This window comes from Pseudomonas sp. SDO55104_S430 (assembly GCF_054070595.1).
In genome coordinates this window covers 11,800-28,216 of the sequence record NZ_JBSVXG010000072.1, presented here as the reverse complement: position 1 = coordinate 28,216, position 16,417 = coordinate 11,800, and the positions used below count along the sequence as shown (strand labels likewise).

Sequence of the window (16,417 nt, the reverse complement as noted above, 5' to 3'; positions counted from 1 at the left end):
CGTCAAGATTAAATTCCGAAACCCCAATTGCGAAAGCAGTTGGGGTTTTGTTTTTTGCGCGCGTAAAAAGTTCGCAACCAAAGCTGAACAGCTCCCCGCTGTCACCGCCCCCCGACAATGCTAAGGTTCGGCCCTAGCATTCGTATTTTCCAAGGAAGCCTTTATGCCGGACGCAACGTCCCTCAGTGCTGGTTTTATGGTGGTTCACGGCAACCGCCTGGACGAGCTGCGCAGCCTGGTGGTGAGCTGGATGCGCCGCTACCCGCTGGCTCCCCTGGAAAATGAGATTGCCCTGGTACAAAGCAACGGCATTGCACAGTGGCTCAAACTGGCGCTGGCCGAAGATGCTGAGGACGATGACATGGGCGGCTGCGGAATCGCCGCCGCGATTGATGTCCAGTTGCCCGGCAGCTTCATGTGGCAGCTCTACCGCATGGTCCTGGGTCGTGACGAAATCCCGGTCAAATCCTTGCTCGATAAAGCCCCGCTGACCTGGCGCCTGATGCGCCTGCTGCCGCAATTGATCAATCAACCGCACTTCGAGCCCCTGCAACGTTTTCTGACCCACGACACCGACCTGCGCAAGCGCTACCAGTTGGCTGAGCGACTGGCTGACTTGTTCGACCAATATCAGGTGTACCGCGCAGACTGGCTCGAAGACTGGGCCGAAGGACGCCATCAATTGCGTAGCGGCCGAGGCGAAGCCAAGCCGCTCCCCCCCGCCAATTGCTGGCAAGCAGAGTTATGGCGTGCACTGCTGGTGGATGTCGGCGAAGAAGGCATGTCCCAAAGTCGCGCCGGCGTCCACCAGCGCTTCATCGAGCGCGTCAACAATCTTGAAGTAGCCCCCAAAGGGTTACCTTCTCGAGTAATCGTGTTTGGTATCTCTTCACTACCAGCCCAAGCCCTGGAGGCTCTCGCCGGATTGGCCCGCTTCAGCCAAGTATTGCTGTGCGTACACAACCCCTGCCGTCATCACTGGGCAGACATCGTTGCCGATAAAGACCTCCTGCGACATCAATACAAACGCCAGGCCCGCAAGAGTGGCATGCCGGTGGTGCTCGACCCGCAAACTCTGCATCAGCACGCTCATCCGCTGCTGGCCGCCTGGGGCAAGCAGGGCAGGGACTACATAAACCTGCTCGACAGCTACGACGATCCCAACAGCTATCGCGCAGCGTTCCGCGACGGTCGCATTGACCTGTTCAGCGACAGCCAGCCCCTGAACATGCTCAATCAGCTGCAAGACGACATCCTCGAACTGCGCCCCCTGAACGAGACCCGCGAACGCTGGCCAGTCATCGATCCACAGCAAGATCAGTCGATCCGTTTTCACATTGCCCACAGTGCCCAGCGTGAAGTGGAGATCCTTCACGACCAGTTGCTCGCACGCTTCAGCGCCGACTCTCATTTGCGCCCCCGGGATGTGATCGTGATGGTCCCGGACATCGATAGCTATGCACCGCATATTCGCGCCGTATTCGGCCAGCTCGATCGTCACGACCCACGTTTCATTCCCTTCACGCTGGCAGACCAGGGCCAGCGCGGTCGCGACCCGTTGCTGATCGCCGTAGAACACCTGCTCAAATTGCCTGACAGTCGATTCCCCGTGAGTGAAATTCTCGATCTGCTGGACGTACCCGCATTGCGCGCGCGCTTCGGTGTCGAGGAGCGCGATCTGCCGACCCTGCACAGCTGGATCGAAGGCGCGGGCATTCGTTGGGGCATGAACGCCGAGCAACGTGCAGGCCTCGGTTTGCCCGAGGCTCTTGAGCAAAACAGTTGGCGTTTCGGCCTGCGTCGCATGCTGCTTGGTTATGCCGTTGGCAGTGGCAGCATGTACGGCGGCATTGAGCCTTACAACGAAATTGGCGGGCTGGATGCGGCACTCATCGGTCCGCTGGTTTCATTGCTGGATGCGCTGGAAATCGCCCATCGGGAACTCACACAACCGGCATCACCGAGCCAATGGAGCCTGCGCTTGCAGGCGTTGACGTCGCTGTTCTTCCAGGCCACCAACGAGCATGACGACTTCTTGCTGACGCAGCTGGAAGAGCTGCGCGAAGCCTGGCTGGAGAATTGTGAGTCGGTCGGTCTGCAGGACGAACTGCCGCTGACCGTCGTTCGTGAAGCCTGGCTGGCCGGCCTGGATCAGGGCCGCTTGTCCCAACGCTTCCTCGCCGGCGCGGTGAACTTCTGCACCCTGATGCCGATGCGTGCGATCCCTTTCAAACTGGTGTGCCTGCTGGGCATGAATGACGGCGACTACCCACGCGCGCAACCGCCACTGGACTTCGACCTCATGGGCAGCGACTACCGCCCGGGCGATCGTTCACGTCGCGAGGACGACCGTTACCTTTTGCTCGAAGCGCTGCTGTCGGCCCGCGATCAGCTGTACATCAGCTGGGTCGGTCGCAGCATTCGCGACAACAGTGAGCGCCCCGCGTCGGTACTGATCGGTCAACTGCGCGATCACCTCGCCAGCGGCTGGAAATCAAGCGACGCCGAAGAAGACGTGCTTGAAGCGCTGACCCAGGAACACCCATTGCAACCCTTCAGCGCTCGCTACTTCCACGAAGGCGATGACCTGTTCAGCTACGCCAACGAATGGCAGGTGCTTCATCACGCACCCAGCCAGACTGCCGATAACGAAATCCTCGCGCCTCACGTTCAAGAGGAGCCGCTGGGTATCGGTCAGCTCCAGGATTTCCTGCGCAACCCGGTGCGGCATTTCTTCAGCCAAAGATTGAAGGTGTTCTTCGAAGCCGCCGAAGTACCTCTGGCGGATGAGGAGCCTTTCGTCCTCGACGCATTGCAACGCTACAGCCTCAGCGACAACCTGCTGAAGGCCGCGCTCAATGACGTGGATAACCCCGACCAGGCTCTCGAGGCACAAGCGCGGCGCCTGCAAAACAGCGGCCTGCTGCCCATGGCCGGATTTGGCGAGTGCCTCCAGCGAGAGTTGATCGAACCGCTGCCGGATCTGGTACAGCGCTACCATCAGTTGTTGGCTCTATGGCCAACACCGTTAATCAGTGCGCTACCGGTGAATCTGGAACTGCATGATCTGCGCATTGAAGGCTGGCTCAGTGGCCTGCATCAGCGTGCCGATGGCGGATTGCTGTCCGTGGCTACGATCCCCAACAGCATCGGCTCGATCAAGTCGCGTAAATGGCATCGCCTGACGCGCCCCTGGGTAGACCATCTGATCGCATGCGCCAGCGGCCTGGAGATGACCACCGCATTGGTAGCCAGCGATGACAGCTTGATGCTCGCTCCGATGGAAACCCAATCAGCGAAACGGATATTGGGAGATCTGCTGCTGGCCTGGAAAGCCGGCATGCGCCAGCCGCTGCCGATCGCAGTCAAGACGGCCTTCGCCTGGCTGGGCCAGACGGATCCGATGAAGGCCGAAGCGGCTGGCCGCAAGGCCTATGAAGGCGATGGCCTGACCACCGACGGTGAGCGTCGCGAAAGCGTGGCGCTGGCCCGTCAGTTTGCCGATTTCGATGCACTGGTCGCCGACGAGACCTTCATGGACTGGTGCGAAGCGCTGTACAAACCGATGCTCGAGGCCCCCTGGCGTTCGATGGCCAGAGAGGAGGCGCGCCCATGACCACCAAGACACCTCTGGCCCTGGCGTTCCCGCTGCGTGGCAGTCAGTTGATCGAAGCCAGTGCCGGCACCGGCAAGACCTTCACCATTTCCGCGTTGTACCTGCGTCTGGTCCTCGGTCATGGTGGCGAGGCCAATGGCTTCGGGCGCGAATTGTTGCCGCCACAGATCCTGGTCGTGACCTTCACCGATGCCGCCACCAAAGAGCTGCGTGAGCGAATCCGCACGCGTTTGGCGGAAGCTGCGCGCTTCTTCCGCGATGAAACTCCAGCTCCCGACGGCCTGATCGCCGAACTGCGTGACGCTTATTTGCCCGAGCAATGGGCAGGCTGCGCCAACCGTCTGGACATCGCCGCGCAGTGGATGGATGAGGCAGCGGTTTCGACGATCCACAGTTGGTGCCAGCGCATGTTGCGCGAGCACGCCTTCGACAGTGGCAGCCTGTTTACCCAGACCCTGGAGACCGATCACAGCGATCTGCTCGGAGAAGTCCTGCGCGACTATTGGCGTTTGTTCTGCTACCCGATGCAAGGCGATGCCCTGAACTGGGTGCGCACCAATTGGGGCGGGCCGGCGGCGCTGTTGCCGCGGGTGCGCGGGCTGTTTGCCAGCGAGCGGGACAAGGTTGAAAACCGCGAGCCCGCCGAGCTGATCATGGAGTGTCTGCAAGAGCGCCGAGCCGCCTTGCTGGAACTCAAGATGCCGTGGCGTCAGTGGGCGGATGAATTGCTCGCCATCTGTCACGAAGGTGTCGCCAGCAAAAGCGTCGACGGGCGCAAGATGCAGGCGCGCTACTTCGAGCCCTGGTTCGAGAAGATCAAGACCTGGGCCGAGGACGAAGCCCTTGAGCAACTGGACATCGGCACCGGTTTCACGCGCCTGACCCCCGAGGGGATGGCCGAAGCCTGGAAGAAAGGCCCGGCTCCCGACCATCCGGGTCTCGATGCCATGCACGCCTTGAAAGTGTGTCTGGATGGTTTGCCGACACCCGATGCTGCCGTTCTGCAGCATGCCGCCCATTGGGTCGGTGCGCGCTTCGAGGAAGAAAAACGTCGCCGCGCGGAAATGGGCTTCGACGACATGCTGTTGCGTCTGGATGCTGCCTTGCAGGCCGAAGGCGGAGAGCGCCTGGCGACCTTGATCCGCGAGCAGTTCCCGGTCGCGCTGATCGACGAATTCCAGGACACCGACCCGGTGCAGTACCGTATCTTCGAGAGCATCTACCGCATCGAAGACAACAATCCCGAGAGCGGCCTGTTCCTGATTGGTGACCCGAAACAGGCCATCTATGCCTTCCGCGGTGCCGACATCTACACCTACCTGCGCGCCCGTCAGGCCACGACGGGTCGCCTGCATACCCTGGGCACCAACTTCCGCTCCAGCCACGGCATGGTCAGCGCCGTGAACCACGTCTTTAAACGCGCCGAGATTCGAGAGGCCGGGCGTGGTGCGTTCCTGTTCCGTGAGAGCGATGGCGAAAACCCGGTGCCGTTCTTGCCGGTCCAGTCCCAAGGGCGCAAAGAAGTTCTGCAGATCGATGGCCAGACCGTGCCAGCACTGAACATCTGGCACCTGTCTTCCGAGCAGCCGTTATCCGGTGCGGTGTACCGGCAACAACTGGCCGCCGCCTGCGCCAGCCAGATCACCGCGTTGCTCAACGGCGGGCAACAGAACCAGGCCGGGTTCACGCGCGACGGCGAGGATTTCAAAGGCCTGCGGCCCGCCGACATCGCCATCCTCGTGCGCGACGGCAAGGAGGCCCAGGCCGTGCGCGCCGAGCTTTCCGCTCGCGGTGTGCGAAGCGTTTATCTGTCGGACAAGGATTCGGTGTTCGCCGCCCAGGAAGCTCACGACATGCTGACCTGGCTCAAGGCCTGCGCCGAGCCGGATGTCGAGCGACCGCTACGAGCCGCCCTGGCCTGCATCACGCTCAACCTGTCGCTGGTGGAACTGGAGCAACTCAATCAGGACGAAATGGCCTGGGAGTCCCGGGTCATGCAGTTCCGTCGTTATCGCGAGATCTGGCGCAAGCAGGGCGTGTTGCCGATGCTGCGCTGCCTGCTGCATGACTTCCAATTGCCCCAGACTTTGATTGCCCGCAGCGATGGCGAGCGGGTGCTGACCAACCTGCTGCATCTGTGCGAATTGCTGCAACAGGCCGCCGCCGAACTGGATGGCGAACAAGCGCTGATCCGACATTTGTCCGAGCATCTGGCGTTGTCCGGCCAAGCGGGTGAAGAGCAGATTCTGCGTCTGGAAAGCGATGAGCAACTGGTCAAGGTGGTGACCATCCACAAGTCCAAGGGACTCGAATATCCACTGGTGTTCCTGCCGTTCATTTGCTCGGCGAAACCGGTGGATGGCAGTCGTTTGCCGCTGCATTACCACGATGCCGACGGCAAGGCGCAAGTGACGCTTAACCCGACCGCGGAATTGATCGCCCTGGCTGACGACGAGCGACTGGCTGAAGATCTGCGCCTGCTTTATGTGGCCCTGACCCGGGCGCAGCATGCCTGCTGGCTGGGAGTGACCGATCTCAAGCGCGGGAACAACAACAGCTCGGTGCTACACCTGTCGGCGTTGGGTTATCTGCTGGGTGGCGGCGCCATCCTGAGCGAGTCCCAGGAACTCAACCGCTGGCTGCAAGACTTGCAGCAGCATTGCCCGTCCCTTGGCTACGGCGAAATGCCGCAAGCCACCATCGAGCACTACCATCCACCGCAAAACACCGCTGCTTTGCGCGCCCCGATGATGCCGTCACGCAAGGCCAGCGAAAACTGGTGGATCGCCTCCTACAGCGCTTTGCGCCTGAGCGATGTACTGAGCGAGGGCAGCGACGAGTCACCGGAAAGCCCGCAGGCGCAGAAGCTCTTCGACGACGAACGTCTCGATCCGCAAGCGCCCCGTGAGATGCTCGCCGGCGGTGCGGATATTCACCGTTTCCCTCGCGGCCCGAACCCCGGCACCTTTCTCCATGGCTTGCTCGAGTGGGCCGGCGACGAAGGTTTTGCCGTCACGCCGCAAGCTGTGGAAGACGCCATCGCCCGGCGCTGCAATCGTCGTGGCTGGGAAGGCTGGATCACCACCTTGAGCGACTGGTTGCAGCATCTGCTCAAGTCGCCGCTGCCGGTGGGCGCGGGGCAGGCGCCTGTGGTGTTCGAGCAACTGACCCAGTACCAGGTCGAAATGGAATTCTGGTTCGCCAGCCATAAAGTCGATGTGCTCAAACTCGATGCGCTGGTGCGTCAGTACACCCACAACGGCATGCCGCGTCTGGCCGCCGAGCCGGTGCTGCTCAACGGCATGTTCAAGGGCTTTGTCGACCTGACCTTCGAGCACGACGGTCGCTATTACGTCGCCGATTACAAATCCAACTGGTTGGGCGCTGATGACTCGGCGTACACCGAGCAGGCCATGGAGCAGTCGATTCTGGACAACCGCTACGACCTGCAATACGTGCTGTACCTGCTGGCCCTGCATCGTCAGCTCAAGGCTCGTCTGGCCGATTACGACTACGACCGGCATGTCGGTGGCGCGCTGTATCTGTTCCTGCGAGGCACCCGTGCGCCGACACAAGGGGTGTATTTCGCCCGTCCGCCCAGAGAGCTGATCGAGCGCCTGGACCGCATGTTCCAGGGTAAGGCCGAGCCCAAGGCTGAACCGGCGTGGGAACAGGGAGTATTGCTATGAACCGCACCTTCGCCGATATGCTGCCGAGTTCGTCGGCAACCGGCAGCCTCGCCGAACTCGCCCCCTTGAGCCGTGCCGACGACCTGCTGGTATTGCTCACCCGCTGGGTCGAACGTGGCTGGCTGCGGGCGCTGGATAAAGCCTTCGTCGCCTTCCTGCATGAACTGGCTCCGGACGATGATCCGCTGGTGCTGCTGGCCGCCGCGTTGACCAGCCATCAACTGGGCCATGGCCACGTTTGCCTGGATCTGTTCGAAACCTTGAAGGAACCGGATTTCGCCCTGTCGCTGCCGCCCGAAGGCGATGTGCAAGGTGGCGCGATGCTGTTGCCGTCACAGTTGCTGGCATCGCTCGATGGCGCCCATTGGTGCAAAGTGCTGGCGGCCGGAAGTCTGGTTGCGCTGGCGGTCGACACCAGTGACGCCGCGCAGCAGCGTCCGCTGGTGCTGTCGGGCAAGCGTCTTTATCTGCGCCGCTACTGGGCCTACGAGCGGCAGATCGATCATGCGTTGCGCCAACGCCTCGAGGTGCAAGAAGTCGCCCCGAGCGACCTGCCTCAGCGCCTGACCGGTCTGTTCGGTTCGGCCGGATCCGCTGAAGTGATCGACTGGCAAAAGCTCGCCTGTGCCCTCGCGACTCGCGGCGCGTTCAGCATCGTCACCGGCGGGCCGGGCACCGGCAAGACCACCACGGTGGTGCGCCTGCTGGCCTTGCTCCAGGCGCCCGCAGTCGAAGCGGGCCAACCGCTGAGAATCCGTTTGGCGGCGCCCACCGGCAAGGCCGCCGCGCGCCTGACCGAATCCATCAGCCAGCAGGTGCGTACGCTGAAAGTCAGCGAAGACATCCGCAATAAGATCCCCTCCGACGTCACCACCGTCCACCGCTTGCTCGGCAGCCGTCCGGGCACCCGGCACTTCCGCCACAACGGGGGCAATCGCCTGCCGCTGGATGTGCTGGTGGTGGACGAAGCCTCGATGATTGACCTGGAAATGATGGCCAACCTGCTGGACGCCTTGCCGCCCCATGCCCGTCTGGTGTTGCTGGGGGATAAGGACCAGTTGGCCTCGGTGGAGGCGGGGGCGGTGCTGGGGGATTTGTGTCGCGATGCCGAGGCCGGTTGGTACAGCCCGCAAACGCGTCAGTGGCTGGAGTCGGTCAGTGGCGAAAGCCTGGCAGCCAGCGGCTTGCAGGAAGATACCCACGGCAGTCATCCATTGGCGCAGCAGGTAGTGATGTTGCGTCATTCGCGACGTTTCGGCGAAGGCAGCGGCATCGGCCAGTTGGCCCGTTGGGTCAATCAGCAGCAGCCCGATGAGGCGCGCAATCTGCTGGCGGCACGCAGTCACGGCGACGTGTTCAGCGTGTCGCTCAAGAATGAACAGGATCGTGCCCTGGAGCGCTTGCTGCTCGAAGGACATGGCGAAGGACCCCAGGGCTATCGGCATTACTTGAGCGTGCTGCGTAACCAGCGTCCGACGTTCAACACCACGCTGGAAGATCCGAGTTGGATGGACTGGGCGCGCCAGGTCCTGCAAGCCTTCGATGCCTTCCAGTTGCTATGCGCGGTGCGCAAGGGGCCGTGGGGCGTGGAAGGGCTCAATGTGCGGGTCACCGAGGCGCTGCTCAGGGCGCGGCTGATCGACAGCGACCAGCAGTGGTATGAAGGGCGTCCCGTGCTGATGACCCGCAATGACTACGGCCTGGGCTTGATGAACGGCGATATCGGTATCGCGCTCAAGTTGCCCGAGCGCGACGGGCCCGAGGCGGGCAAGCAGGTTTTGCGCGTGGCGTTCCCGCGCAACGACGGGCAGGGCGGAGTGCGGTTCGTCCTGCCGAGCCGGCTCAATGATGTCGAGACCGTGTACGCCATGACCGTGCATAAATCCCAGGGCTCGGAGTTCGCCCATACCGCGCTGATCCTGCCGGACGCCCTGAATCCGGTGCTCACCAAGGAACTGATCTACACCGGGATCACCCGGGCCAAGGACTGGTTCACCCTGATCGAGCCCCGTGGCGGCGTCTTCGAAGAGGCGGTCAAGCGCAAGGTCAAACGCCTGAGCGGCTTGATGCTCGAGCTCAAGGGCGATTCAGACCTGGCTGATTGAAAAAGCATCGGGCATGAAGGGGCGCTGCTTCGCTGGCGTCCCGTCGCTATGCTATCGTTGCGGCATCATTTGGTTACGGTTGAAGAGAATCCCCGCATGAAGGTGGCTGTCAGGACGACAGGGCGTGTCATGAGCAGCAAACAGGCACTGCTCGCCGGCCTTCTGTGTTTGCTGTCGGGGATTGTCTGCGCTCAACCGCAAGCTCCTGCGAGCCCGGCCGAGCAACGCGCCAAGGCCGTCACCGAAGTCGTCCTCGGCATTCTCAGTTATGCCCGCTGGCCGGTTGAACCCGACCGGCTTCGCCTGTGCGTGATCGGCCCCACCGAATACACCGATGACCTGCTTAAAGGCACGACCCAGGCGACGGGCCGACCCGTGACCGTGCGCCGCTTGCTGGCCAGCAACCCGACCATCGCCGATGAATGCGATGCAGCGTACATCGGCAAGTTGACCGTTGAGGAGCGCAGCCACTTGTATGCCGCGCTGACCGGCCGCCCGGTATTGAGCATCAGCGAGAGCGATGATCAATGCACCGTCGGCAATCTGTTCTGTCTACGGGTCAGCGATGAGCAAGTGTCCTTCGAGGTCAATCTCGACTCCGTCGCCCGCAGTGGTGTGCGCATCCATCCGAGCGTACTGCAACTGTCCCGTCGCAAGCCGGCGGCCACATGAGTCTGCTCAAGCCGGGTAGTCGCCCGACCCTGCGTTCGGTCATCGGCCGCGGTCATCTGATCGTGGCGCTGGTGGCCGTGGCCATGGCCAGCGTGTCCCTGACCTTGCTGGGCATTCTGGCGTTGCGGGTGTATGCCGATCACAACCTGCACCTGATCGCCCGCTCGATCAATTACACCGTGGAAGCGGCCGTGGTGTTCAACGACAAAGCCGCCGCGTCGGAAGCGCTGGCGCTGATCGCCTCCACCGAAGAAGTTGCCGATGCTCAGGTGCTGAATGCGAAGGGACAGGTGCTGGCGCGCTGGCAGCGGCCGGAAACCGGGTTGTTGACCGAGCTCGAACTGCAGCTGGCCAAGGTCTTTCTGGAAAAGCCCATCAGCATGCCGATCCTTCATCAGGACCGCGAGGTCGGCAGTATTCGGCTGACCGGACACGGTGGCAGCTTGATGCGCTTTTTGCTCAGTGGTCTGGTGGGAATTTTGCTGTGTACGGCGATCAGTGCCTGGGTCGCGCTCTATCTGGCGCGCCGGCAACTGCGCGGCATCACCGGCCCCTTGCGTCGTCTGGCCGCGGTGGCTCATGCCGCGCGCAGCGAGCGGGCCCTGGATCGACGCGTGCCGCCGGCGACCATCGCCGAGCTCGACAATCTGGGCAACGACTTCAATGCGCTGCTTGATGAGCTCGAATCCAGGCAGTTCCACCTGCGCAGCGAGAACGAGTCCCTCGCGCACCAGGCCAATCACGACAGCCTCACGGGGCTGCCCAACCGGGCGTTCTTCGAAGGCCGGCTGATGCGGGCGTTGCGCAACGCCAACAAGTTCAACGAGCGAGTGGCGGTGCTGTTCCTCGACAGCGACCGGTTCAAGGACATCAACGACAGCTTCGGGCATGCCGCCGGTGACGCCGTGCTGATGGCCGTGGCCAGTCGGGTCAAGGCGCAACTGCGTGAAGAGGATCTGGTGGCGCGCCTGGGCGGCGATGAATTCGCGGTGCTGCTGACGCCGCTGCACAAGACCGAAGACGCCGAGCGGATCGCCGACAAGATCCTCGCCAGTATGGAGACGCCCATCGAGTTGCCGGGGGCGCACGAGGTGATGACTTCGCTGAGCATCGGCATCGCCGTGTACCCCGATCACGGGGGCACGCCGAGCGCATTGCTCGATGCCGCCGATGGTGCGATGTATCAAGCCAAGCGCCTCACCCGGGGCGCGCAACATACCGCAGGGTCGGAGCACCCTGTCGCCGATGTTTAATCAAGGAGCTGAATGTCCGTGTTCTCACTCACCCAACGTACCCTGCGCTTGTTCTCGATCACCCTGTTGATGGCCGTGCTGAGCCTGGCCGGTTGTCAGTCGGTGCCGCCTAAAGGCCTGACCCCGGCGCAGATCGCCGTGCTGAAACAGCAAGGCTTCGAGTTGACCGACGAGGGCTGGGCGTTCGGCCTGTCCGGCAAAGTGCTGTTTGGCAGTGACGTCGACAGCCTCAATGCGCAGAGCAGCGAAATCGTCCAGCGCATCGGCAAGTCGCTGCTGAGCGTGGGGATCGAGCGGGTGCGGGTTGATGGGCATACCGACGCGTCGGGCAAGGAGGCCTATAACGAACAGCTCTCCCTGCGCCGCGCCAAGAGCGTCGCCATCGTCCTGGCTGACGCCGGCATGAAACAGGAGAACATCCAGTTGCAGGGTTTCGGCAGCAGCAAGCCGGTGGCGAGCAATGACACGGCTTCCGGCCGCACGGAAAATCGTCGGGTTGCCATTGTGGTGAGCGCCGAGTGATCGACGGTATGCTTTGTGTCCTGCCCGGTCCGAGCCGGGCATCCGAATTTTTGCATGAGCGCTTCAGGCTCAGACAACAAGAAACAAGCGTTGATTAAGCAGATGAAAAAATTACTGAGTTTTTACCGAAACCGTTATTGGAAGCGATGGCTTCGAGAGCACACGTGCAAGTTCGCGGGCGGGGTGTCTTCACTCGGTAAGAATACGACGCTGATCATTGAAGAAGGTGTGTCTCTGGGGCATGTGATCATCGATGCCAGGGATCTGACTATTGGCGCCCATACCTACATCCGTAGTGACAGCAAGTTGTCGACGGTTTCGTCCATCGGACGCTTTTGTTCGATTGGCAATAACTGCTACATCGGTCAGGAAAAAAACACTCACCCTTCAGACTGGGTCAGCTCCCACCCGTTCCAGTACACCGACACGGCGCTCACGTACGATCCTGTCATTGCCGATGTGACGATTGGCGATGATGTGTGGATCGGCCACAGCGCGATGATTATGGAAGGCGTAAAAGTTGGCACCGGCGCCATTGTCGCCACCCGTGCGCTGGTGGCCCACGATGTGCCGCCGTACGCCATCGTCGCGGGCGTGCCGGCGAAAGTGGTCAAGTATCGGCATTCGCCGGAAGTCATTTCGCGGTTGCTGAAAAGCAAATGGTGGGAGCGCGATATCGAATTCCTGAAAGGATTGCGCCTGGATGATCCCGAGGTGGCGTTGCCGCAGTTGATGAGCCTGGGTGACGAAAATCGGGCGAGCTACCAGCGGCTGGAGCTCACTCGCAAGGGCTGCCGCGTATTGTCTGGCTGAACACACCACAGTTTGGATGGTGTTCTCAGGGGCTCAGTCGGTAAAACGCAGCTCCCGCGTCTGGCCCAGCAACAACGGCCCATTCAGCTCCGTCACCTCCCTGATGTAATCCCACAACAGGGTGATGCGCTTGAGCTTCCTAAGGTCCTCCCGGCAGTACATCCAGAATTGCCGCGTGATGTTGATCTCCTCCGGCAACACCGGCAGCAACCGCGGATCCTGCGCCGCGAGGAAGCAAGGCAGGATTGCCAGAGAGCGTCCCTGCTGCGCCGCGACGAATTGCGCGATTACGCTGGTGCTGCGCAGGTTGGCGCTGGCGCTGGGCAGGACGTTGGCCAGATAGAGCAGCTCCGAGCTGAAGGCCAGGTCGTCGACATAGCTGATGAATGAATGCTTGCCCAGGTCGGCCGCGCGGCGGATGGGTGGGTGTTTGTCGAGGTATTCCTGGGTCGCGTAGAGCTGCAGGCGGTAGTCGCAGAGTTTGCAGCACACGTACGGCCCGTGTTCCGGGCGTTCCAGGGCGATGACGATGTCGGCCTCGCGCTTGGACAGGCTGATGAAGTGCGGCAGGGGCAGGATGTCCACCGAGATGGCCGGGTAGGCGTCGACGAAGTGGCTCAGCTGCGGGGTTATGAAGAAGCTGCCGAAGCCTTCGGTGCAGCCCATGCGGACATGCCCGGACAGTGCCACGCCGGAGCCTGATACCTGCTCGCAGGCCATGTGCAGTGTGCTTTCAATCGATTCCGCGTAACCCATCAAACGCTGGCCTTCAGCGGTCAGGACAAAGCCGCTGGTCCGCGATTTCTCGAACAACAGCGTACCCAACGAAGCTTCCAGCGAACTGATGCGCCGCGACACGGTGGTGTAGTCCACCGCCAGGCGCTTGGCGGCGGTGCTGGCCTTGCGGGTGCGGGCCACTTCGAGGAAAAACTTGAGGTCGTCCCAGTTCAGCGACCCCAGGGACGTGATGTTTTTTTGCATGTTGGACCGGCTTTTATGTGCGTTCTTGTTGGAAGTTTGCACATCTATACTCCAAAAACAGCGCGAAACCTATTCGCGGCACAGGACTTCTCTCGAGGCGACCTGCTCGCCTTGACTCGACTGATAGCTCTCTGAATAAGAACAACGTCCAGGAGATCGACATGAACGCATCGCTCACGCCCAACGAAACCACCGTGCAGAAGGTCAAGCTGTTGATCGACGGTGAGTGGGTCGAATCCAAGACCACCGAATGGCACGACATCGTCAATCCGGCGACCCAGCAAGTGCTGGCCAAGGTTCCGTTCGCCACCGCCGAGGAAGTCGATGCGGCGATCAGCGCGGCCCATCGCGCCTTCCAGACCTGGAAGCTGACCCCGATCGGCGCGCGGATGCGCATCATGCTCAAGCTCCAGGCATTGATTCGCGAGCATTCCAAGCGCATCGCCGCGGTGCTGAGCGCCGAGCAGGGCAAAACCATTGCCGACGCCGAGGGCGACATTTTCCGTGGCCTGGAAGTGGTCGAGCACGCCTGCTCCATCGGCTCCCTGCAGATGGGCGAGTTCGCTGAAAACGTCGCCGGTGGCGTCGACACTTACACCCTGCGCCAGCCGATCGGCGTGTGCGCCGGCATCACCCCTTTCAACTTCCCGGCGATGATTCCGCTGTGGATGTTCCCGATGGCCATCGCCTGCGGCAACACCTTCGTCCTCAAGCCTTCCGAGCAGGACCCGATGTCGACCATGCTGCTGGTTGAGCTGGCCATCGAAGCCGGCATTCCGGCCGGTGTACTGAACGTCGTGCACGGCGGCAAGGACGTGGTGGACGGGCTCTGCACCCATAAAGACATCAAGGCCGTGTCCTTCGTCGGCTCGACTGCGGTCGGTACTCACGTCTACGACCTGGCTGGCAAACACGGCAAGCGCGTGCAATCGATGATGGGCGCCAAGAACCACGCCGTGGTCCTGCCAGACGCCAATCGCGAACAAGCGCTCAATGCCCTGGTCGGTGCCGGTTTCGGCGCGGCGGGTCAGCGTTGCATGGCCACCTCGGTGGTGGTGCTGGTGGGCGCGGCGAAGCAATGGCTGCCGGATCTCAAGGCGCTGGCGCAGAAGCTCAAGGTCAATGCCGGCAGCGAGCCGGGCACCGACGTCGGCCCGGTGATTTCGAAAAAGGCCAAGGCGCGGATTCTCGATCTGATCGAGAGCGGCATCAAGGAAGGCGCCAAGCTGGAGCTGGATGGTCGCGAGATCAGTGTTCCAGGGTACGAGAAGGGCAACTTTGTCGGCCCGACCCTGTTCTCCGGCGTGACCACCGACATGCAGATCTACACCCAGGAAATTTTCGGCCCGGTGCTGGTGGTGCTGGAAGTTGCCACTCTCGATGAGGCCATTGCCCTGGTCAACGCCAACCCGTTCGGCAACGGCACCGGCCTGTTCACCCAGAGCGGTGCGGCGGCGCGTAAATTCCAGAGCGAAATCGACGTCGGTCAGGTCGGCATCAACATCCCGATTCCGGTGCCGGTCCCGTTCTTCAGCTTCACCGGTTCCCGTGGCTCCAAGCTGGGCGACCTCGGCCCGTATGGCAAGCAAGTGGTGCAGTTCTACACTCAGACCAAGACGGTCACTGCCCGTTGGTTCGATGACGACAGCGTCAACGACGGCGTGAACACCACCATCAATCTGCGATAAGGAGCCAGGCATGAAAATCGCTTTTATCGGTCTGGGCAACATGGGCGCGCCGATGGCGCGCAACCTGATCAAGGCCGGCCATTCGCTGCGCATGGTGGACCTGAACAAAACCGTGCTGGCGGAGCTGGAGCAACTGGGCGGCAGCATCAGCGCCTCGGCCCGCGAAGCAGCGCAGGGTGCGGAACTGGTGATCACCATGCTGCCGGCCGCAGTGCATGTGCGCAGCGTCTGGCTGGGTGAAGACGGCGTACTTGCCGGTATCGGCAAGGGTGTGCCGGCGGTGGATTGCAGCACCATCGATCCACAGACCGCCCGTGACGTGGCCGCCGCTGCTGCCAAACAGGGCGTGGCCATGGCCGATGCACCGGTCTCCGGCGGCACCGGCGGCGCGGCGGCGGGCACGCTGACCTTCATGGTCGGCGGTACCGCGGAACTGTTCGCCACCCTGCAACCGGTACTGGCGCACATGGGCCGCAACATCGTCCATTGTGGTGAGGTCGGCACCGGGCAAATCGCTAAAATCTGCAACAACCTGCTGTTGGGCATTTCCATGGTCGGCGTCAGCGAAGCCATGGCGCTGGGCGATGCCCTGGGCATCGACACCAAGGTGCTGGCGGGCATCATCAACAGCTCCACTGGTCGTTGCTGGAGTTCGGAGATGTACAACCCATGGCCGGGCATCGTCGAAACGGCGCCAGCCTCTCGCGGCTACACCGGCGGTTTCGGTACCGAGCTGATGCTCAAGGACCTGGGCCTGGCCACTGAAGCAGCGCGACAGGCACACCAGCCGGTCGTTCTCGGTGCGGTGGCCCAGCAGTTGTACCAGGCGATGAGTTTGCGTGGAGAGGGCGGCAACGACTTCTCGGCGATCATCAACAGCTATCGCAAGCCTGAGTAAGGCTGTTTCCGGGGATCCGCGTCGGGCGGGTCCTCGGTTTTTTATTCTTGAAAAGATCGCTGCCGAAGGCTGCGATCTTTCGCTTTTTCAGTCAGAAACATCACCTAACAGCTGGACTGGGTAACTCACTGTTTTTTCGGAATCTTCGTACAGAAATCCCAAATTACCCGCACTAGGATT

At 61.9% G+C, this 16,417-nt stretch carries 10 protein-coding genes; 9 read left to right on the top strand and 1 reads right to left on the bottom strand.

Annotated features, from left to right (window positions below; translation table 11 throughout):
- Positions 1–163: 163 nt before the first annotated feature.
- From recC to ACW9JE_RS14895, 7 genes are all read left to right on the top strand, one after another.
- Positions 164–3,616, top strand: coding sequence for an exodeoxyribonuclease V subunit gamma (recC, locus tag ACW9JE_RS14925; RefSeq protein WP_457433172.1), 3,453 nt, complete (start codon positions 164–166; stop codon positions 3,614–3,616).
- A complete protein-coding gene (gene recB, locus ACW9JE_RS14920; RefSeq protein ID WP_457433171.1) occupies positions 3,613–7,305 on the top strand; it encodes an exodeoxyribonuclease V subunit beta in 3,693 nt (1,230 codons plus the stop codon). Before recC ends, recB begins: the two co-directional genes overlap by 4 nt.
- The gene (gene recD / locus ACW9JE_RS14915; protein ID WP_457433170.1) at positions 7,302–9,410 is read left to right on the top strand and encodes an exodeoxyribonuclease V subunit alpha; all 2,109 of its coding nucleotides are present in this window, start codon (positions 7,302–7,304) and stop codon (positions 9,408–9,410) included. The genes recB and recD overlap by 4 nt, the downstream gene beginning before the upstream one ends.
- Before the next feature lie 96 nt (positions 9,411–9,506).
- Positions 9,507–10,082, top strand: a complete 576-nt coding sequence (locus ACW9JE_RS14910; protein WP_457433169.1) for a YfiR family protein — start codon at positions 9,507–9,509, stop codon at positions 10,080–10,082.
- Positions 10,079–11,335, top strand: coding sequence for a diguanylate cyclase domain-containing protein (locus tag ACW9JE_RS14905; RefSeq protein ID WP_457433168.1), 1,257 nt, complete (start codon positions 10,079–10,081; stop codon positions 11,333–11,335). Before ACW9JE_RS14910 ends, ACW9JE_RS14905 begins: the two co-directional genes overlap by 4 nt.
- A gap of 12 nt (positions 11,336–11,347) precedes the next feature.
- The gene (locus ACW9JE_RS14900; protein ID WP_457433167.1) at positions 11,348–11,857 is read left to right on the top strand and encodes an OmpA family protein; all 510 of its coding nucleotides are present in this window, start codon (positions 11,348–11,350) and stop codon (positions 11,855–11,857) included.
- Between the two features lie 102 nt (positions 11,858–11,959).
- Positions 11,960–12,670, top strand: a complete 711-nt coding sequence (locus ACW9JE_RS14895) for a CatB-related O-acetyltransferase (protein WP_457433173.1) — start codon at positions 11,960–11,962, stop codon at positions 12,668–12,670.
- A gap of 33 nt (positions 12,671–12,703) precedes the next feature.
- Here ACW9JE_RS14895 and ACW9JE_RS14890 read toward each other — a convergent pair whose 3' ends face one another.
- Positions 12,704–13,651: a LysR family transcriptional regulator gene (locus ACW9JE_RS14890; RefSeq protein ID WP_175379526.1), complete on the bottom strand. Its 948-nt coding sequence runs from the start codon at positions 13,649–13,651 to the stop codon at positions 12,704–12,706.
- A 161-nt stretch (positions 13,652–13,812) separates the two neighbouring features.
- On the opposite strand from ACW9JE_RS14890, the gene ACW9JE_RS14885 reads away from it, so the two are divergent.
- Entirely contained in the window at positions 13,813–15,339 is a 1,527-nt protein-coding gene (locus tag ACW9JE_RS14885; protein ID WP_457433166.1) for a CoA-acylating methylmalonate-semialdehyde dehydrogenase, read from the top strand.
- Positions 15,340–15,349: 10 nt separating this feature from the next.
- The gene (gene mmsB / locus ACW9JE_RS14880) at positions 15,350–16,237 is read left to right on the top strand and encodes a 3-hydroxyisobutyrate dehydrogenase (RefSeq protein ID WP_457433165.1); all 888 of its coding nucleotides are present in this window, start codon (positions 15,350–15,352) and stop codon (positions 16,235–16,237) included.
- The last annotated feature ends 180 nt before the right edge of the window (positions 16,238–16,417 follow it).

Bases quoted from the DNA above. Each gene is read 5' to 3' on its own strand.
- ACW9JE_RS14890 (WP_175379526.1), bottom strand. From the start codon at position 13,651: ATGCAAAAAAACATCACGTCCCTGGGGTCGCTGAACTGGGACGACCTC.
- ACW9JE_RS14910 (WP_457433169.1), top strand. From the start codon at position 9,507: ATGAAGGTGGCTGTCAGGACGACAGGGCGTGTCATGAGCAGCAAACAG.
- mmsB (WP_457433165.1), top strand. From the start codon at position 15,350: ATGAAAATCGCTTTTATCGGTCTGGGCAACATGGGCGCGCCGATGGCG.
- ACW9JE_RS14885 (WP_457433166.1), top strand. From the start codon at position 13,813: ATGAACGCATCGCTCACGCCCAACGAAACCACCGTGCAGAAGGTCAAG.
- ACW9JE_RS14900 (WP_457433167.1), top strand. From the start codon at position 11,348: ATGTCCGTGTTCTCACTCACCCAACGTACCCTGCGCTTGTTCTCGATC.
- recB (WP_457433171.1), top strand. From the start codon at position 3,613: ATGACCACCAAGACACCTCTGGCCCTGGCGTTCCCGCTGCGTGGCAGT.
- recD (WP_457433170.1), top strand. From the start codon at position 7,302: ATGAACCGCACCTTCGCCGATATGCTGCCGAGTTCGTCGGCAACCGGC.
- recC (WP_457433172.1), top strand. From the start codon at position 164: ATGCCGGACGCAACGTCCCTCAGTGCTGGTTTTATGGTGGTTCACGGC.
- ACW9JE_RS14905 (WP_457433168.1), top strand. From the start codon at position 10,079: ATGAGTCTGCTCAAGCCGGGTAGTCGCCCGACCCTGCGTTCGGTCATC.
- ACW9JE_RS14895 (WP_457433173.1), top strand. From the start codon at position 11,960: ATGAAAAAATTACTGAGTTTTTACCGAAACCGTTATTGGAAGCGATGG.